We start from the raw sequence: 17362 nt of genomic DNA on the forward strand, positions 1-17362 counted from the left end.
CCGGGGGCGGCCAGGGCGGGCTGTTCCCGGTCCAGGTCCCACATCCTGGCGCCGGTGCGGCCGATCAGCTGCCAGCCTCCCGGGGACCTGCGCGGGTACACGGCCGAATAGTTTCCGGCCAACGCCACCGAACCCGCAGGGACCGCGGTGCGCGGGGAGCTGCGCCGCGGCACCTCACGGTCCTGATTCTCCCCCACCATGTAGCCGAAACCGGGGGCGAAGCCAGCGAAGGCCACGGTCCAGATCTGGCCCGTGTGGGCTGCGATCACGCCGTCGGGTCCAAGGCCGGTCAGCTGCCCCACCTCGGCGAGGTCCTCGCCGTCGTACACGGTGTCGATGAGCACCAGTTCGCCGTCCCGCTGCACGGGGGCCGTGAGGTCGAGCTGGAGCAGCCGGGCCGCGATGCGCCGGGCCGACACCGGCGAATCCGCGGTGACCAGCACCGTCTGGGCCGCCGCGAGGACGTCCAACTGCCCCGGCAGGGGGTGCTCCAGGAGCAGCGCCTGAAGTGCCAGCACGTCCTGGGTTCCGGAGAGCTCGGCGAGTACCGCGCGGGTTCCCACGGGCCGCACCGAGCTCACTTTGGAAACTACCGCGTTCTGTACTTCCAGGGTTTGCCCTGCTGTCTCAATCATGAGCTGCCTTCATCGTTGACGGTGCTTCGAGGTGGTCCGGCCCACTTAGGCGGGGGCGAATGCGGCGGTGCTGATGCCGGCGGCGGCCAGGGCCTCGCGTACTGCGGCGGCCATGGTGACGGCTCCCGGGGAGTCGCCGTGCACGCAGATGCTCTCTGCGCGGATCTTCAGGATGGAGCCGTCGATGGTGCGGACGGCGGAATCGGAGGCCATCCGGAGGACATGCTCAGTGACCTCCGCGTGGTTGTGCAGGACGGCTCCGGGCAGGGTGCGGGACACGAGGGTTCCGTCCGGGTTGTAGGCGCGGTCCGCGAAGGCTTCGGTCACGGCGCGGAGGCCGGCGGCCTCGGCCAGCCGGAGCACTTCGGAGCCCGGCAGGCCCAAGATGGACAAGTTCGGATCGACGGATTTTACGGCGTCGACGACGGCTTTCGCCTGCGCGGTGTGCGCCACGATCGCGTTGTACAGGCCGCCGTGCGGCTTGACGTACGCGACCTTGCCGCCTTCCGCGGCGGCGAGGGCCTGCAGCGCGCCGATCTGATAGACGACGTCGTCCGCGAGTTCGATCGGGTCGATGTCCAGGAAGCGGCGACCGAAACCTGCGAGGTCCCGGTAGCCCACATGGGCGCCGATCACGACGCCGGCGGCCACCGCCTCGCGGCAGGTCTTCCGGATCACGCTGGGGTCGCCGGCATGGAAGCCGCAGGCCACGTTGGCGCTGGAAACCGAACGGAACATCGCCGTGTCGTCTCCCAGGCTCCAGCGGCCGTAGGACTCGCCGACGTCGCTATTTAGGTCGATGGTTGCCATTTGTGATCCTCGTCTCATTGATTCCCTCTATCAAGGATGCATCAAATCTTCGGATTGTTCAACAATTCCTGGAATCCAGGATATGGCGGTCGTGTAAATTTTCACGTATGACCAGCGCCGAATCAGGATTCCGTGGCATTCCCGGCTCGGCCCCCGCGGGGGGCAGGCAGTCTCCCGGCGAAGCTGGTGCGACCCTGGGGTTGGCGGCCCGGCTGCGGGTGGCCATCCCCTCGGTGGCGGACAGGGTTGCGGCGGAGCTGCGGCTCCAACTGGCGGAAGGGCTGCTGCTGCCGGGTGCACGGCTGACCGAGTCAACCATCTCCGAGGAGCTGGGCGTTTCCCGCAACACCGTCCGCGAGGCCTTTGCCGAGCTGGCCGCTGAGCGGCTTGTGATCCGGCAGCCCAACCGGGGCGTGTTCGTGGCGAGCCTGGGGCCGGGTGACATCCATGACGTCTACACCGTGCGCCGGTTCATCGAGGTGAGCGCCATTCGGGGCGGCGGGAGCCCGGAGCGGGTGGCGGCAGTCCGCGCGGCCGTGGAGGAAGGCAGGGCCGCGGCGACCGCAGACGATGAGGAAGCCCTCGGCACCGCCAACCAGCATTTCCACGGAGCGATCGTGGCGATGGCCGAGAGCCGGCGCCTCAACACAATCATGGGCCAGGTACTGGCGGAGATGCGGCTGTTTTTCCACAAGGCCACCGTGGATGCACACTTCTACCGCAGCTACCTCGACGACAACGAGGCAATCTGCGAAGCCTTGGAAGCCGGCCAGCTGGAGCGCGCCGCTGACCTGCTGCTGGCCTACCTGAACCGCTCAGAACAGAAGCAGAGAGCCGTCCACGGGGACTGAGCGAAGCGCACCGTTCCGGCGGCGCAACGTCCGCCGGCGTCGACGGGGGCGGGAGAAGCCCCGTCCGATTGTTGAACAATTCCTTGCGCAGATTGTTCAACAGTCTGTACAGTGGGTGGAAACAATCGTTGTGACGCAAGTCACCCAACTGTTGGGACCCCCATGGAAACCACCACCGTCAAGGCCGCGTTAAAGCCGGCCGCCCGGCGTTCCGCCCTGCTGGGCGCCATGTTCCTCATGGCCACCAGCGCCATCGGCCCGGGGTTCATCACCCAGACAACGGCCTTCACCGTCCAGCTCGGTGCCGCCTTCGCGTTTGCGATCCTGGTCTCCATTCTGGTCGACATCGCCGTGCAGGCCAACGTCTGGCGGATCATCGGCGTCTCCGGCCTGCGGGCCCAGGAGCTTGGCAACAAGGTCCTCCCCGGCGTCGGCTGGTTCCTCGCCGGGCTCGTCTTCCTGGGTGGCATCGTCTTCAACATTGGCAATATCGCCGGCACCGGGCTCGGCACCAACGCCATGATGGGGCTGGATCCCAAACTCGGCGGGGCCATCTCCGCCGTCCTTGCCATCCTCATCTTCCTCAGCAAGCGGGCGGGGGTGGCCCTCGACCGGATCGTGGTGATCCTCGGCGCCCTGATGATCCTGATGACCCTGTATGTTGCGGTGGTTTCCGCCCCGCCGCTGGGTGAGGCCCTCAAGAACACCGTAATGCCCGAGGAGATCGACTTCCTGGTCATCACCACCCTTATCGGCGGAACGATCGGCGGCTACATCACGTACGCGGGCGCCCACCGCATGCTGGACACCGGCGTCACCGGTGTGGCAAACGTCAAACAGATCACGCAGAGCTCGATCGTGGGGATCCTGGTCACCTGCGTCATGCGCATCCTGCTGTTCCTGGCCATCTTCGGTGTCGTCGCCGGCGGCGTGGCCCTGACCGGCGACAACCTGGCCGCGTCGGCATTCCAGGCCGCAGCGGGAGATATCGGCATGCGGGTCTTCGGTGTCATCCTGTGGGCTGCTTCCATCACCTCCGTGATCGGCGCGGCGTACACCTCGGTCTCGTTCGTGACGAAGTCCAGCACCAAAGACCGCACCCGCAACCTGATCACCGTCGGCTTCATCGCGTTCTGCACCGCGGCCTACCTGCTGATCGGCCAGGCCCCGCAGCAGCTCCTCATCTTCGCGGGTGCCTTCAACGGTCTCATCCTCCCCGTCGGATTCGGAGTGCTGCTCTGGGTGGCCTGGCGCCGCCGGGACCTCATGCAGGGCTACGTCTACCCCAAGGGCCTGCTCGTCATCGGCATTGTGGCCTGGCTGCTGACCTTGTTCCTCGGCTACAGCTCGCTGACCAGCCTTGCCAAGCTGTGGGCCTAGAACCCATGAAATTACGTGAGGTGAACGTGCCGTCCGGCGTCTCCCGTCCCGCAAACCCGGCAGGGCTGCTCCCGGCCGACGCGCGGGCCCTGTTCCGCGCCGGCCTGGTGACTCCCACCTCCGGCTGGAGCAGCGGCTACGCGCAGGCCAACCTGATCATCGTGCCCAAGGCGCAGGCCTTCGACGTTCTGCTGTTCTCGCAGCGCAATCCCAAGTCCTGCCCTGTCCTGGGCGTGCTGGATGCCGGGGACACCTCCGGGCCGCTACTGGCTGGAGGGGATATCCGCACCGATGTGCCGAAGTACGTGGTGTATCAGGACGGCCGGAAAGTCGACGAACCAACCGACATTTCGAACCACTGGCGCGATGACCTCGTGACGTTCATTGTGGGCTGCAGCTTCACGTTCGAATCCGCCCTCCAGGACAACGGCATTCGGGTGGCCCACATCGACCAGGGAGTGAACGTTCCCATGTACCGCACGTCGGTCCGCTGCGAACCGGCCGGACAAATGGCCGGTCCCCTGGTGGTCTCCATGCGCCCCATTCCGGCCTCCCAAGTGGCCGACGCCGTCCGCATCACCTCCCGCTATCCAGCCGTGCACGGCGCCCCGGTCCACGTGGGCAACCCCGCCGAGCTGGGGATCACCGATGTGGGCCGCCCGGACTTCGGCGACCCGGTCAAGGTCCCGGACGGCCATGTGCCGGTCTTCTGGGCGTGCGGGGTGACGCCGCAGGCAGCCGTGATGGAGTCAAAGCCGGCGCTGGCAATAGGCCACGCCCCCGGGCACATGCTCATTACGGACGCACGGGACACGTCGTACCAGGTCCCGTAGCTTCAAATCCGCGGAATGGCTCCAATATGCACCAGGAGTTCGTGCTCGGCGGCATCCAGGTACCGGCGCAACTCTGCCGCGGCTTCTTCCCTGTCGCCGGCCCGCAGCTGCGCCACCAGGGCGGCGTTGCGTTCCACGTAGTGGCTGTGGAAGTCGGACGTAGTTGCCATGGCATGGAAAACCAGCCGCATCTGGGCGAGGACCTTGTCCATCAGGGCGGCCACTGACGCACTGCCGGAGAGCGCCACGAGCGCCTTGTGCAGGTCCTGGTTGGCGTCGGCCATATCCGTCACGGACCCCGCATCCAGGGCGGCACGTGCCCGGCCGATGATGGCGTCCAAGGCGTCCAGGTTCTCAGCCCGGTAGTCTCCCCACAGCACGGCCGCCGGCTCGATCAGCCGGCGGACCCGGTAGATTTCGCGGACATCGTCGGCCTGTGGCGCGGAGACGAACACGCCGCGGTTGGGAATGCGCTGCACCACGGACTCACCGGCGAGGACGGTGAATGCCTCCCGCAACGTATTCCGTGAGACGCCTAGGACCTCGGAGAGTTTCTGCTCGGAGAGTTTCGTTCCCGGGGCGAGCTGGCCCGCCGAGATGCGCGAACGCAACACAGTGGCCACCCACGATCCGGTGTGGGCGTGGGTGGCCTGGACCTCGTCGGAGATCCCTTCAAGCGCGGCATTCATCGGCATGGATCCCAATCTACAGAAGAAGCGTGCGCTCCCGGCGCCACGTCCGGCGCGCGCGGTGCTGCGCGGCCCTTGAGTCCAGGCCCCACCGGAATATCGGCGCGCCGGGTATTTCGCGCGTCGTGGAAAATTTCCGAAGCGCTGGCCTATTCGGCCTCAGGGGCGCTGCTGGCCCGCACGACTAGCCGCGCGGGGTAGATCACCGGATCCCGGAAGGCCCCCGGGTCTTCGATATCCGCGAGAAGGAGGCGCCCTGCTTGGACGGCCATTTCCACAGTTGGCTGGTTTATGGTGGTCAGCGGCAGCTCGCCCGGCGCCGTCAGATGGTCGTCAAAGCCGACGACGGCGACGTCCCCGGGCACCGACCGCCCCGAGGCACGGATGGCCGTGATCGCGCCGCGGGCCATGAGGTCGGAGGCGGCGAAGATGCCGTCAAGCCCGCCGTCTTCGGCCAGGAGGCGTTCGGCTGCCTCGGTGCCCCCAGCGGGGGTGAAATCCCCGTGGGCGACCAGTCCTGCCGGCAGGCCGGCTTCCTTGAGGCCGGCCTGCCATCCGTCGAGCCGGTCCTCTGCCGCCGTCATGTCGAGCGGGCCGGTGATCGTTCCAAGCCGTGTCCGTCCGGCCGCTGCCAGGTGCAGCGCGGCCAGCCGGCCACCCTCGAAACTGTCCACATCGACGTAGTGGATGCCGAGCCCGGTATCCCAGGGCCGCCCGATGAAGACGGTGGGCAGGCCCGAGGCGGCGAGCTCTTCTGTCCAGCCATCCGCCTTGTGGTGCGAGACCACAATGGCACCGTCGACGTGGCCTCCACGAAGGTAGCGGACCGTCCGGGAGGGATCGCCTCCGGCCCGGGACATGAGCAGGACCAGCTGCATATCCGTCTCGCGCAGTGCCTCCGTCACCCCGGTGATGACGGCGGCGAAGAACGGGTCCATCATGACCCGGGCATCGGGTTCGTTGATCACCAGGGCAATGGACGAGGTCCGGCGTGTGACAAGGCTGCGCGCGGCCCGGTTCGGGGTGTAGCCGAGGGACAGCACCGCCGCGTCTACCGCCGCCTGGGCTTCCGGGCTGACCCGGGAGCCGCCGTTGATGGCCCGCGAGGCGGTGGAGCGGGACACTCCAGCCGCCGTCGCGAGGTCTTCAAGTGTGGGGCTGGGTCTGGCCGGCACGGTTCGGAGACCCCGGTGGATCTGTTCGTTCATCACTTTGAGAATACGACATCCCCGGTCATGCCACGTGCGAGGCCGCCTGGCTGGATGGGAGGGCGTTCGACGCCGCCACCTTCGCGTACCAGAGGCCGCTCGCCTTGGGGATGCGTTCCAGGGTTTCGTAGTCGACCCGGACCAGCCCGAAGCGCTGGTGGTAGCCGTAGGCCCACTCGAAATTGTCCAGCAGCGACCAGGCGAGGTAGCCCCGGACGTCCGCCCCGGCGTCGATCGCGTCCCGCACCGCCCGCAGGTGGACGTCGAAGAAGGCGCGCCGGTCCTGGTCGTCGACGAATCCGTCGGCGTCGGCAACGTCGGGGTAAGCGGCGCCGTTTTCCGTCATGTAAAGCGGGATGCCGGCCGGCCCCGTGTACTCCCGCTGGAGCCTGGTCAGCAGGCGGGACAGGCCTTCGGGCTGGACCTCCCAGCCCATGCCGGTCACCGGGAGCCCGCGCGGCACCGAGTGCACTCCCTCGGCGGAGACAAACGGCGTTGCCGCCGGCCGCGAGGCCGATTCAGGTGCTGCCTGCGCTGTGGTGGTCACGGTCTCCGGCTGGTCCTGCTCTTCCGCGCGGGCCGGCGTCTTGGTCAGGGCCTCGCCCTGGTAATAGTTGACGCCGAGCAGATCCATGGGCGCCGAGATGATGCCCAGGTCACCGTCCTGCACCACTGTGTCGAAGCCGAGGCCGGGGATGTCTGCCAGCACGTCCGCGGGATACTCGCCGCGGAAGAGCGGGTCGAGGAAAATGCGGTTGTGCATCCCGTCGATCCGCCGGGCCGCGTCCAGGTCGTCCGCCGAGTTGGGGTCGGCCGGATCGGCAACCGTGAGATTCAAGGTGATGCCGAGGCTTGCCTCCGGGTCGAGCCGGCGCAGTTCCGCAGCAGCCAGGCCGTGGCCCAGGAGGAGGTGGTGGGCCGCAGCGAGGGCGGCCGCCGGTTCCTGACGGCCCGGGGCGTGGACACCGGCGGCGTAACCAAGGAACGCCGAGCACCACGGTTCGTTGAGCGTGGTCCAGATGCGGACCCGGTCGCCGAGGGCCTCGTGCATGACGGCCGCATAGGCCGCGAACAGCGAGGCTGTTTCGCGGTTGGCCCAGCCGCCCTCATCCTCCAGTGCCTGCGGCAGGTCCCAGTGGTACAGCGTCAGCCAGGGAGTGATCCCCGCGGCAAGGAGCTCGTCCACCAGACGGGAGTAGAAGGCGATCCCCTCGGGGTTGGGCGTCCTGCCGTCCGGCATGCAGCGCGCCCACGACGTCGAGAAGCGGTACGCCTTGAGGTTCAGCGATTTCATCAGCTCAACGTCCTGGCCCGAGCGGTGGTAGTGGTCGCAGGCCACGTCGCCATTGTGGGCATCCGCGACGGCGCCCGGGACCCGGGCGAAGGTGTCCCAGATCGAGTCTTTCCGCCCGCCGGTGTGTGCTGCTCCCTCGATCTGATACGCAGCGGTGGCCGCGCCCCACAGAAAACCCTCGGGGAATGTAATCGGGGTGGTGCTCATCCTTTGACTGCTCCTTGCATAATTCCTGAAACGAGTTGGCGCCCTGCCGCGATGAAGAGCAGCAGCAGCGGGATGGTGGCCAGTACGGCACCGGCCAGCACCACCGAGTAGTCCACAAAGTGTGCGGCCTGCAGCAGCTGCAGCGCTACCGGCAGGGTGGGATTTGAGGGGTCCAGCACAATGAAGGGCCAGAAGAAGTTGGTCCAGGTGGCGACAAACGTGAAGAGCGCCAGCATGGCCGCGGCCGGCCTCGCCGCGGGCAATCCTACATACCAGAAGGCCTGGATCATGGAGGCCCCGTCCATCCGGACAGCCTCGATGAGTTCATCCGGGAGGGCGTCGCGGAGGTACTGCGTCATCCAGAACACGCCGAAGGCCGTGACAATTCCGGGGACGATGACGGCCCAGAGGGTGCCGGTCCAGCCCAGCTTGGCCCTCACAATGAACAGCGGCACCACGCCGAGCTGCGTGGGCACCGCCATGGTGGCGATCACGAAGACGAGCAGTCCCTTGCTCCCGCGGAAGCGGAGTTTGGCGAACGCGAAGCCGGCGAGGGTCGAGAAGATCACCACCGAGGCGGCCGTGACGGTGGAGACCAGGATGCTGTTGCCCATGGCTTTCCAGAATGGAATGCTGTCGAAGACTTTGGCGGCATTGGCCAGGAAGTTCCCGCCCGGAAGGAGCGGGATGCCCCTGCTCAGCGCAGTGCTGTCGTGGCTGCCCACCAGGAAAGACCAGTACAGCGGGAACAGGGAGGCCAGCAGGACGGCACCCAGGGAACCGTAGGTCAAGAGCCCGGGACGCCGGATGTCTCCGGCGCCGCCGCGGTTCCGGGGCCGCCCGGCCCGCGGGTTCGGGCGGTTGGCGGCTGCCATGGCGGCCCCCTTCCCGGCAGTCTGTCGGATCATGGGGATGGAGCTCATTTGCGGCCTCCCTGGTTGGCGATGCGCCGGGTGAGAAGGAAATTCACGAGGGCGATCAGCACAATCATCAGGAACAGCAGCCACGCCACCGCGGATGCCCTGCCAAAGTTGCGCTGGCCCCAGCCAAGCTCCCAGATGTACATGGTCAGTGTTTGCCACTGCCGGTCGGCGCCGCCGAGTCCGGACTGGTCGAACACCCGCGGCTCATCGAAGATCTGCAGCCCGCCAATGGTGGACGTGATGGCCACGAAAATCACGGTGGGCCGGAGCATCGGAACCGTCACCGACAGGAACTGGCGGACGCGGCCGGCCCCGTCGATGGTGGCCGCCTCGAAGACGTCGCGCGGGATGGCCTGCATCGCCGCCAAGAAGATCAGTGCGTTGTAGCCGATCCATCGGAAGTTCACCATCGTGGCGATGGCAAGGTGGCTGGCGAGCTGGTCGGAGTGCCAGCGGACCGGGTCAAGGCCCAGGAGGCCCAGAAGTTCATTGACGAGGCCGAACTGGTCGGCAAACAGGTTGTTGAAGATCAGTCCAACCGCCACAGGAGCCACAACGAAGGGCACCAGCACCCCCATCCGCCAGAACGTCTTGGCGCGCAGGTTGGCGTCCAGCACCGCTGCGATCAGCAGCGCCAGCACCACCTGCGGCACGGAGGAGAGCAGGAAGATGCTCAACGTGTTGCCCACCGCGTTCCAGAAGTACGGCTGCCCGAGGACAAAACCGAAGTTCTCCAGGCCGATGAACTTGCCCTGCCCGCCGATCAGGTTCCAGTTGTGCAGGGATACCCAGCCTGTGTAGAGCAGCGGAAACAGTCCCGTGACGGCGAACAGCAGGAAGAACGGCGAGATATAGAGGTAGGGCGACAGCTTGACGTCCCACTTTGATACCTGCTGCGAAAACGCGAGCCTCCGGACGTCCCTGTTGCCGGGTTTTTCCTCGTCAGTTGATTGGCCTTGGGGCCTGACCCGGTCCGTTACTGACATGGCCTAGAGCGACTTCACGGCCGTGAGGAACTTCGCCCAGGAGGCCTCGGCGTCGTCCGACTTGTCCACGTCAACGCGGGTGAGCGCCTGCTGCATGGCGTCATTGATGGCGAAGAACTTCGGTCCCTTGAACGGGGAGTCGCCGACGGCCTTGGCACGCTCTGCGAAGATCTTGCCGGTGGGGGCGTTGTTGAAGAACGCGTTGGTCTGGCCCAGCAGCTCCTCACTGGTCAGTGCCTCGACCTGGCTCGGGAACGTGCCCTTGGCGGTGAACGCCTTGACCTGCTGCTCGGGAGCGGTCAGCCAGGCTGCGAGTTTCTTGGCCTCAGCCTGGTTTTTGCCCTGCGACGGAACGGTCAGGTAGGAACCGCCCCAGTTGCCGCCGCCACCCGGGAAGACATTGGCGACGTCCCAGCCCTCGACTCCGGCAGCGTTGCCTTCAATGACACCAAGCATCCAGCCGGGGCAGAGGGTCGTGGCGAACTTCTGAGACTGGAAACCGGCCACCCAGTCGCTGCTCCATTGGCCCAGGTGCGCCGAGAGGTTATCCTTCGTCGAGGCGTTGAGGACCTTGGTGTAGACCTCCTTGACCTCCGGGTTGTCGGCGGCGATGACCGTGCCGTCCTCGTTCTCGTAGGCCTTCGACATCTGGTTGCTCATGCCCTGGTAGATGGCTCCGGCGGAGTCGAACCATGCCGGGCCCGTCCCTGCGGCGACGAACTTCTTGCCGGCGTCGAAGTAGCTGTCCCAGGTGGTGCCGAGCATCTTGGCGACAGATTCGCGGTCCGATGGCATCCCTGCGGCTTCAAGTAGTGCCGCGTTGTAGCAGACAGCCTCGGGTCCGGAGTCTGTGCCGTAGCCGATAAGGTGCCCGTCCTGGGTGGTGGCTGCCTCCGTCTTCCATTCCAGCCAGCGGCCTTCCACGGCAGGATCCTTCAGATCCACGAACTGGTCCGGGTACTCCTTGAGTTCGGACAGCCAGTCGACCTCGATGGCCTCGATGTCCGAAAGGCCTGATCCCGCCGCCAGGCGCGTGGTCAGGTTGTCGCGCGCTTCGTTCGTGGTGGCGGCCTTCTTGTGCTGGATCGTCACGTTGGGGTTGAGGGTCTCGTATTCCTTGAGCAGCTCCTCGTAGCCGAACTCGTTGAAAGTCGCGAGGCTGAGGGTGACCGGCTCCTTGCCTGTTTCGCCAGTGGGCCCGGCGGTCTTGGGGGCATCCGCGCCGCAGCCACTCAGTGCGAGTGTGAGGCAGGCGGCAGACGCCGACAGGGCGGCAAGTTTGCGAGGGAATTTCACGCGGGGACTCCTTTGTCAGGGTGTGGGGACCGGAGGGATGAGGGGCTGGCCGCCCCGGATCGGTCGATGAGAGCGCTCCCAGATCGATCATGGGAGCGCTCTCACCAGCATGGTGTCCTACATCACGCCGGATTGTCAACAGCGGAAAACGGGCGCATCTCGAGCCCTTGCCCGGCCCTGGATGCGGTGTTAGGCTTCCCGGCGGGAGCGCTCCCACACCTCGCGGTCACCGGGAGCAGGGCTCCAGTTCCCCGGCGGCCCCGTGTGCATCCGCAGGGAAATCCGCCCCAACAGAGAGCAGGACCAGCAATGCCGCTAGCCCACTTCCGCCTCCGACCAGGGGCCTCGCAGCCCCGTCTCCGGAGGCCTCTGCGTCTCCACAGCCGGCTGTTCGCCGGCAGCGTCGCCGTCCTACTGGGCGTGCTGGCCACCGGCGCCGGAGCCGCATCGGCGGCCGATACCGCCGCACCGGCGAAGCCGGCCCCGGCCCAGCCGCAGCCCGCGAAAGCGAACACGGCGCCGGCGCCCGAGTTCGGTCCCAACGTCCGGATCTTCGACCCCAGCATGCCGGTGGCCGATATCCAGGCCACCGTCGACGCCATTCACGCCGAACAGGTCGACGACGAAATGGGCTCCAAGCGGTACTCCTTGCTGTTCAAGCCCGGCACCTATGGCAGCGCCGAGGAGCCCCTCATCGTCCAGGTCGGCTATTCGACGGAGGTCGCGGGCCTGGGCGATTCACCCACGGATGTCACCATCAACGGGCACGTGGACGTCTACAACCGGTGCCTGACCGCGGACAACTGCATCGCGCTGAACAACTTCTGGCGCTCATTGTCCAACCTCACCATCAACGTCACCGGCCTTGACGGCTGCCGGAGTTCGGCCAACTTCTGGGCTGCCTCGCAGGCCTCTCCCATGCGGCGGGTCAACATCACCGGTGGCAACCTGTCCTTGATGGACTACTGCACCGCCGGACCGCAGTACGCCAGCGGCGGTTTCATTTCCGATTCAAAGACCGGCCCTGTGATCAACGGTTCACAGCAGCAGTATTTCGTGCGTGACAGCAGCATCGGCGATTGGTCCAACGGGGTCTGGAACCAGGTCTTTTCCGGCGTGGATGGCGCCCCGGCGCAGTCCTTCCCGAATCCGCCCTACACCACCCTCGCGAGCACCCCGGTCAGCCGGGAGAAGCCGTACCTCACCGTCGACGCCGCTGGCCAGTACGGCGTCTTCGTTCCCGCGGTCCGCAAGGACTCCGCCGGGACCACGTGGGAAAACGGCCCGACGGCGGGCCGCAGCATTCCGCTCTCCGACTTCTTCGTGGCCAGGCCCGGCGATTCGGTCAAGACCATCAACTCCCAGTTGGCTCGCGGCAAGAACCTGCTGCTGACCCCGGGGGTCTACGACGTCGACCAGAGCATCGAGGTCAAGCGGGCGAACACGATCGTACTCGGACTCGGCATGGCGACCCTCACCGCTGTCAATGGCGCCGTGCCGCTGACAGTGGCGGATGTTCCCGGCGTCGACATTGCCGCCGTCACGGTGGACGCCGGCGAGGTGAACTCGCCCGCGCTGATGCGGATCGGGAAGGCCATGAAGCCCGGAGCCGGCGGAGTCTCGAGCGCACTGAAGCACAGCGATCCGGCCAACCCCACCACGCTCCACGACGTGTTCTTCCGGATTGGCGGCCCGCACGTTGGCAAGGCCTCGCTCAGCCTGGAAGTCAACAGCGACAACGTGCTCCTGGACCACATCTGGGCCTGGCGGGCGGACCACGGCAACGGCGTCGGCTGGACAACCAACACGGGCGACAACGGCGTCATCATCAACGGCGACCATGTCACGGCCACCGGCCTTTTCGTGGAGCACTACCAGCAGTACAACGTCATCTGGAACGGCGAACACGGCAAAACGGTGTTCTTCCAGAACGAACTGCCCTACGACGCGCCCAACCAGGCTGCCTGGCAACATGACGGTGTCCTTGGCTGGGCCGGCTACAAAGTCGCCGACTCCGTCAAGACCCACGAACTCTGGGGCGGGGGCAGCTACGTTTACAACAACGTCGACCCCACGATTCACGCCACCCGGGGCTTCGAAGTTCCGGTCACGCCCGGCGTCAGGCTTCACGGCCTGCTGACCGTCAACCTCGGTGCAGGGACCCTGGACCACGTCGTCAACGACACCGGCGCGCCGGTCTCGACGGACGCCGTCGGGGTGCCCAGCTACGTGGCCAGCTTCGGCTAAGGCGCCGCCTGCGGGCGGGATCCCCTGTCCCGCCCGCCGGACGGCAGGCCCTTTCGGCCACCGCCCGACACGCCGTCCATCCCGCGCGGCGCTAATTTCCTGTCGCTGCCCGAATACCGGCGCGACAGGAAATTAGCGCGTCGAGGGGGTGGATCCGCGTCGCCGGCGTGACGTCGTGAGCCGCCCGTGCACGGCGGCCGCTCCCCAGACCGTCAGCAGGCAGGCGACCAGCAGCAGCCCGGCCTCGCCCAGGTCGATTCCGCCCAGCCAGGTGGTCACCGGGTCCTCCAGGCCGAAGGCGGCGTTGAAGAAACCGCCCAGGGTGATGAACGAAATGAACAGGGCCGACACGGCGGAGATCCCGGTGATCAGTGCGTTGAAGCCCAGCCGCCTTTGCGGACTGTGGATAGCTGAGCCGTACATGCGCATCATCACCACCCCGTTGGCGGTGTCGCACAGCGTCATGGCGGCGGTGAACGCCAGCGGAAGGGCCAGGAGGGCCAGCGGGGAAACTCCGGCCAGGGATGCCGACGTCGCCATGACCAGCAGCCCGATGGTGGTGGCGGTGTCAAAGCCCAGGCCGAACAGGAACCCGATGACGTAAATGTTCCGCGGCCGCTGGACCCGGCTGAGGGGCTTCGCCAGCAGCCGGGCCACGAATCCCCGGGCCTCAAGATCCTCGTCCCGCACCTCTCCGCCGCCCTGCACACTCCGGTAAGCCTTCGAGGCCCGGAGAAAAGCGGAGCCGTTGAACAGGCCCATGGCCAGCAGGAAGGTCCCCGAGACCCCGCTGCCGACCAGGCCCAGCACGAGGTTTCCGGTGGTGCCGTCCGACATGAGCTCGCCCAGGATCGCGGCACCGCCCACGGCGAGGATGCCGGCCAGGATCACCACCGAGCTGTGCCCCAGGCTGAAAGCGAACCCGACACTCACCGGGTCTTTCCGCTGGGCCACGAACTTGCGGGTCGAATTGTCGATGGCGGCGAGGTGGTCCCAGTCGTAGCTGTGTTTGATGCCCGCCGCATAGGCAGTCAGCACCAGGCCAAGTGCCAGCGGAGCGCCGGACGTCACCAAACCTGCGAGGAGAAGGACGACGGCGGCGGCGTGCAGGGCGACCACCGCACCGAAGGTGATGAACAACCGGGTCCGCAACGGGAGATTCCCGCGCTGACGGTACAGGGCGGCGAATGCGGTTAACGTGGTCATCAGTACTTCCTGAGGTCCAGGGGCGCCGTGCCGTGCCACCGCTGCCGGACCAGCGCGGTGCAGGCCCCCAGCAGCCTCTTGAGTTCTTCGGTGCTGTTCGACAGGGACCGGAGTACCAGACCGCTGATGCCATCAACTGAAGAAGTCAGCGAGACCCCTGTGCAGGCGTCGTGCCTGTCCGTCAGTGCATGCAGTTCGTCCGCGAGTTCCTGGTCGACGCGCCCGTCGACGACGATCATGGATCCCAGATGACTGAAGCCCTCCATAAATCCCAGACCGGTGACGTCGTGCTGGGGAGGCCGGATCAGCAGGTTGTCGAGCGCCAGCAGCCTGCCCCGCCCCGCGGATCCGATGGTGATCTCGGTCCGCAGCCGCAGTTCCTGGTAGCGGAACGCGGCGCCGTCCGGTGACCAGCCGGGAGTGATCACCTCTGACATGACCAGGCTCGACGTCGGGTGCATGGTGATGTGGGTGTTCTGCCGGTAGCTGGCTTCCCGGTAGGCGATCAGCTGGTCCGGCGCCAGTTCCAGCTGGGCCCGCTCCCCCAGCCGCAACCGCATCCGCTGCTCGGCAAACGAACCCGGTGTCCGGTACACCTTGGTGGCCGACTGGGTAGTGAGCAGCAGCTTCGCCCCCGCCGCCACCTCCACGTCAATGACATACAGGTCAGCCCCCAAATACGCCCCGCCAGGATTCACCACCACATAACAAACCTGCCCGGACCCATCCAAGTAATGGGGCCGCAAAACCCGCAAGGCGCCCTGATGAAACTGACGCGCGGCCACGGAGCGGCCCGCACGGTCGGCGATGACAAGCTCGAGGTGACCCATAGGCTCCCGGGCGTTCTGGTTGGCTCCGGCGGCTTCACCGGATTTGGGGCCGTGCCCGCTTCGCGGTGCCCGCCACGCCGCGGCCCCAAAATCCGGCCTCGCCGTCTCAGCGATCAGGTCACCAGCCCGCAGCCCGAGAGTACTCATGGCGCCAGGTCGAGCATCAGGACATCGCGCCGCACCCATTCGATGACCCGCTCCAGCCCTTCATCGGTCTTGAGGTTGGTGAAGCAGAACGGCTTCTCGCCCCGGAATTCGCGCGAGTCCCGCTCCATCACGGCCAGGTCCGCGCCGACGTGCGGCGCCAGGTCGGTCTTGTTGATGATGAAGAGATCGGACTTGATCATGCCCTGGCCGGCTTTCCGCGGGATCTTCTCACCCTGGGCCACGTCGATGATGTAGATGGAGAAGTCCACCAGTTCCGGGCTGAATGTCGCGGAGAGGTTGTCCCCGCCGGATTCCACGAAGATCACCTGCAGGTCAGGGTGGCGCTTCTTGAGCTCCTCGATGGCGGCCGTGTTCATGGACGTGTCTTCACGGATGGCCGTGTGCGGGCAGCCGCCGGTTTCGACGCCGATGATCCGGTCGATCGGAAGGATTCCGTTGGCGGCCAGGATCTTGGCGTCCTCGATCGTGTAGATGTCGTTGGTGATGGCGGCCATGGAGATCTCCCGGCTCATATGGCGCGTGAGTCGCTCCACCAGCTGGGTCTTGCCGGCACCCACCGGGCCGCCGATGCCGATTTTGATGGGCTCAAACATATTCTTCTCCAGACATATTTCTCGTGTGGCGGACTTAGCTCATAAACATGCGGGCACGCTGGCGTTCGTGCCGCATCTGCGAAATTTCAAGGCCGGGGCTGACCGCCCCGAAGTCGGAAAGGTCCAGGCTCCCGGCCCGTGCGACGGCGGCCGTTACGTCGCCGGCGGCCTGCCGCAGCAGCCGCTGGCCGGCGTTCTGCCCCAGAGGAATTGCCCGGACGGCGTTCTGCGTCAACGACGTCACCGCCGCGAAGAGGTAGGCGGAGAGGGCCTCCGGCAGCGGGACGCCCAGGGAACGCGCGACGACGGCGAACGCCAGCGGCTGGTGGCCGGCGGCGCGGCCGGAACCCACCAGCTCCCGGTAGTCCGCCAGTTCAGCGGACGGAAAGATCTCCGCGCCGATCTCCAGCAGCCGGGTGCCCATTTTGACGCTGGCCTCGCGCAGCTGCCGGGGCAGCAGCTGGGCCGTCAGCAATGCATCCAGTTCAGCGACGGAAAAATCCTCATAGAGGAACCGGATAGCCAGGGCGTCCGAATAGGTCAGCTGCTGGCCCACGAAGGCGGACAGCCAGACCCCGAACGACGCCTCATCATGGACCCGTCCGCGCTCGATGTAGCTTTCAAACCCCAGCGAGTGAGCAAACGCCCCGGTCGGCAGCGCCGAATCGCACAGCTGCTGCAGGGCCAGCTGGTAGGGCGCGGGGCTAGTGGCTGTGTTCGGCATGGCGGAAGGGGACGGGCATCACGCGCTCCTGGCGGTCATAGGGCGCTCCGACGAGTTTGAGGTAGTCCTCCACGGTGTGGTCGTACTGGCAGACCATCACGGCGGCGCCATATTCCGAGGAGGGCTCGAAGAACTGGGCTTGCAGGTGCCGGTTCCCGAGGGAATGCGCCACCACGCCCATCTCGTGGATGGAACGCGGCGCGATGACCAGGACATCGGTGGGCAGCACCGACACGACGATCATGTTGGTGTCCGCGACGTGCAGGATGTCGCCGTCGCGCAGGTCCCCGGACCCGGACGGGAGGCGGATGCCGATTTCCTTGCCGTGATCGGTGGTGACGCGCTGGACGCGTTTGACCAGCTGGGCGCTGGGCAGCACCACCCTTTCCCGGTGGAGCCCGGCATACGGGTCGGGTCCGGAGCGAAGGTCGTGGGTGTTGCCGAGGACCTTTTCGATGATCATGCCTGTCTCCTCCGGGAGC

At 66.6% G+C, this 17362-nt stretch carries 17 protein-coding genes; 4 read left to right on the forward strand and 13 right to left on the reverse strand.

The annotated features are described in order from the left end of the window. Nucleotides 1–635: 5-oxoprolinase subunit B family protein (locus AC6EUH_RS09810; protein WP_499738505.1), on the reverse strand; the 635-nt coding region annotated here is incomplete at its 3' end. 45 nt (nucleotides 636–680) lie between these two features. Next, nucleotides 681–1445: a LamB/YcsF family protein gene (locus AC6EUH_RS09815; RefSeq protein WP_499738506.1), complete on the reverse strand. Its 765-nt coding sequence runs from the start codon at nucleotides 1443–1445 to the stop codon at nucleotides 681–683. Nucleotides 1446–1552: 107 nt separating this feature from the next. On the opposite strand from AC6EUH_RS09815, the gene AC6EUH_RS09820 reads away from it, so the two are divergent. The 3 genes from AC6EUH_RS09820 (at nucleotide 1553) to AC6EUH_RS09830 (ending at nucleotide 4509) form a co-directional block, all read left to right on the forward strand. Further along, on the forward strand, nucleotides 1553–2296 hold the full coding sequence (locus AC6EUH_RS09820) for a GntR family transcriptional regulator (protein ID WP_499738507.1): 744 nt from the start codon (nucleotides 1553–1555) through the stop codon (nucleotides 2294–2296). 162 nt (nucleotides 2297–2458) lie between these two features. Beyond that, nucleotides 2459–3676, forward strand: a complete 1218-nt coding sequence (locus AC6EUH_RS09825) for an NRAMP family divalent metal transporter (RefSeq protein ID WP_056428593.1) — start codon at nucleotides 2459–2461, stop codon at nucleotides 3674–3676. 5 nt (nucleotides 3677–3681) lie between these two features. Continuing rightward, nucleotides 3682–4509: a putative hydro-lyase gene (locus AC6EUH_RS09830; protein WP_499738508.1), complete on the forward strand. Its 828-nt coding sequence runs from the start codon at nucleotides 3682–3684 to the stop codon at nucleotides 4507–4509. Nucleotides 4510–4511: 2 nt separating this feature from the next. On the opposite strand, the gene AC6EUH_RS09835 is transcribed toward AC6EUH_RS09830, so the two are convergent. The 6 genes from AC6EUH_RS09835 to AC6EUH_RS09860 all read right to left on the reverse strand — a co-directional run bounded on the left by AC6EUH_RS09835 (nucleotide 4512) and on the right by AC6EUH_RS09860 (nucleotide 11112). Then, a complete protein-coding gene (locus AC6EUH_RS09835) occupies nucleotides 4512–5204 on the reverse strand; it encodes a GntR family transcriptional regulator (protein WP_499738509.1) in 693 nt (230 codons plus the stop codon). 143 nt (nucleotides 5205–5347) lie between these two features. Next, nucleotides 5348–6406 (reverse strand): LacI family DNA-binding transcriptional regulator, encoded by a 1059-nt coding sequence (locus tag AC6EUH_RS09840; protein WP_499738510.1) that lies wholly within the window; start codon nucleotides 6404–6406, stop codon nucleotides 5348–5350. A 25-nt stretch (nucleotides 6407–6431) separates the two neighbouring features. Further along, nucleotides 6432–7907: a glycoside hydrolase family 1 protein gene (locus AC6EUH_RS09845; RefSeq protein WP_499738511.1), complete on the reverse strand. Its 1476-nt coding sequence runs from the start codon at nucleotides 7905–7907 to the stop codon at nucleotides 6432–6434. Further along, a complete protein-coding gene (locus tag AC6EUH_RS09850; RefSeq protein WP_499738512.1) occupies nucleotides 7904–8830 on the reverse strand; it encodes a carbohydrate ABC transporter permease in 927 nt (308 codons plus the stop codon). Before AC6EUH_RS09850 ends, AC6EUH_RS09845 begins: the two co-directional genes overlap by 4 nt. Further along, nucleotides 8827–9816, reverse strand: coding sequence for a carbohydrate ABC transporter permease (locus AC6EUH_RS09855; RefSeq protein ID WP_056428609.1), 990 nt, complete (start codon nucleotides 9814–9816; stop codon nucleotides 8827–8829). Before AC6EUH_RS09855 ends, AC6EUH_RS09850 begins: the two co-directional genes overlap by 4 nt. Before the next feature lie 3 nt (nucleotides 9817–9819). Continuing rightward, nucleotides 9820–11112 (reverse strand): ABC transporter substrate-binding protein, encoded by a 1293-nt coding sequence (locus AC6EUH_RS09860; protein ID WP_499738513.1) that lies wholly within the window; start codon nucleotides 11110–11112, stop codon nucleotides 9820–9822. 309 nt (nucleotides 11113–11421) lie between these two features. Here AC6EUH_RS09860 and AC6EUH_RS09865 point away from each other — a divergent pair, with 309 nt between their 5' ends. Next, nucleotides 11422–13359, forward strand: coding sequence for a pectate lyase-like domain-containing protein (locus AC6EUH_RS09865; protein ID WP_499738514.1), 1938 nt, complete (start codon nucleotides 11422–11424; stop codon nucleotides 13357–13359). A 132-nt stretch (nucleotides 13360–13491) separates the two neighbouring features. Here the strand turns inward: AC6EUH_RS09865 and AC6EUH_RS09870 are convergent, their stop codons facing one another. The 5 genes from AC6EUH_RS09870 to ureE form a co-directional block, all read right to left on the reverse strand. Continuing rightward, on the reverse strand, nucleotides 13492–14565 hold the full coding sequence (locus AC6EUH_RS09870) for a HoxN/HupN/NixA family nickel/cobalt transporter (RefSeq protein ID WP_499738515.1): 1074 nt from the start codon (nucleotides 14563–14565) through the stop codon (nucleotides 13492–13494). Then, the gene (locus AC6EUH_RS09875) at nucleotides 14565–15395 is read right to left on the reverse strand and encodes an urease accessory protein UreD (RefSeq protein ID WP_499738592.1); all 831 of its coding nucleotides are present in this window, start codon (nucleotides 15393–15395) and stop codon (nucleotides 14565–14567) included. Before AC6EUH_RS09875 ends, AC6EUH_RS09870 begins: the two co-directional genes overlap by 1 nt. A gap of 143 nt (nucleotides 15396–15538) precedes the next feature. Then, nucleotides 15539–16156, reverse strand: a complete 618-nt coding sequence (gene ureG, locus AC6EUH_RS09880) for an urease accessory protein UreG (RefSeq protein ID WP_499738516.1) — start codon at nucleotides 16154–16156, stop codon at nucleotides 15539–15541. A 34-nt stretch (nucleotides 16157–16190) separates the two neighbouring features. Next, on the reverse strand, nucleotides 16191–16880 hold the full coding sequence (locus AC6EUH_RS09885) for an urease accessory protein UreF (protein WP_499738517.1): 690 nt from the start codon (nucleotides 16878–16880) through the stop codon (nucleotides 16191–16193). Beyond that, nucleotides 16861–17343 carry an urease accessory protein UreE gene (gene ureE, locus AC6EUH_RS09890; RefSeq protein ID WP_499738518.1) on the reverse strand — a complete coding sequence of 161 codons (483 nt, stop codon included), beginning with the start codon at nucleotides 17341–17343 and terminating at the stop codon, nucleotides 16861–16863. Before ureE ends, AC6EUH_RS09885 begins: the two co-directional genes overlap by 20 nt. Nucleotides 17344–17362: the final 19 nt, after the last annotated feature.

This window comes from Arthrobacter sp. 001422645, from assembly GCF_059816125.1.

What these genes read in the sequence shown, in the direction of transcription:
- AC6EUH_RS09815 (WP_499738506.1), bottom strand. Translation starts at nt 1,445, where the DNA reads ATGGCAACCATCGACCTAAATAGCGACGTCGGCGAGTCCTACGGCCGC.
- AC6EUH_RS09820 (WP_499738507.1), top strand. Translation starts at nt 1,553, where the DNA reads ATGACCAGCGCCGAATCAGGATTCCGTGGCATTCCCGGCTCGGCCCCC.
- AC6EUH_RS09825 (WP_056428593.1), top strand. Translation starts at nt 2,459, where the DNA reads ATGGAAACCACCACCGTCAAGGCCGCGTTAAAGCCGGCCGCCCGGCGT.
- AC6EUH_RS09835 (WP_499738509.1), bottom strand. Translation starts at nt 5,204, where the DNA reads ATGCCGATGAATGCCGCGCTTGAAGGGATCTCCGACGAGGTCCAGGCC.
- AC6EUH_RS09875 (WP_499738592.1), bottom strand. Translation starts at nt 15,395, where the DNA reads ATGGGTCACCTCGAGCTTGTCATCGCCGACCGTGCGGGCCGCTCCGTG.
- AC6EUH_RS09865 (WP_499738514.1), top strand. Translation starts at nt 11,422, where the DNA reads ATGCCGCTAGCCCACTTCCGCCTCCGACCAGGGGCCTCGCAGCCCCGT.
- AC6EUH_RS09840 (WP_499738510.1), bottom strand. Translation starts at nt 6,406, where the DNA reads ATGAACGAACAGATCCACCGGGGTCTCCGAACCGTGCCGGCCAGACCC.
- ureE (WP_499738518.1), bottom strand. Translation starts at nt 17,343, where the DNA reads ATGATCATCGAAAAGGTCCTCGGCAACACCCACGACCTTCGCTCCGGA.
- ureG (WP_499738516.1), bottom strand. Translation starts at nt 16,156, where the DNA reads ATGTTTGAGCCCATCAAAATCGGCATCGGCGGCCCGGTGGGTGCCGGC.
- AC6EUH_RS09870 (WP_499738515.1), bottom strand. Translation starts at nt 14,565, where the DNA reads ATGACCACGTTAACCGCATTCGCCGCCCTGTACCGTCAGCGCGGGAAT.
- AC6EUH_RS09885 (WP_499738517.1), bottom strand. Translation starts at nt 16,880, where the DNA reads ATGCCGAACACAGCCACTAGCCCCGCGCCCTACCAGCTGGCCCTGCAG.
- AC6EUH_RS09850 (WP_499738512.1), bottom strand. Translation starts at nt 8,830, where the DNA reads ATGAGCTCCATCCCCATGATCCGACAGACTGCCGGGAAGGGGGCCGCC.
- AC6EUH_RS09845 (WP_499738511.1), bottom strand. Translation starts at nt 7,907, where the DNA reads ATGAGCACCACCCCGATTACATTCCCCGAGGGTTTTCTGTGGGGCGCG.
- AC6EUH_RS09830 (WP_499738508.1), top strand. Translation starts at nt 3,682, where the DNA reads ATGAAATTACGTGAGGTGAACGTGCCGTCCGGCGTCTCCCGTCCCGCA.
- AC6EUH_RS09855 (WP_056428609.1), bottom strand. Translation starts at nt 9,816, where the DNA reads ATGTCAGTAACGGACCGGGTCAGGCCCCAAGGCCAATCAACTGACGAG.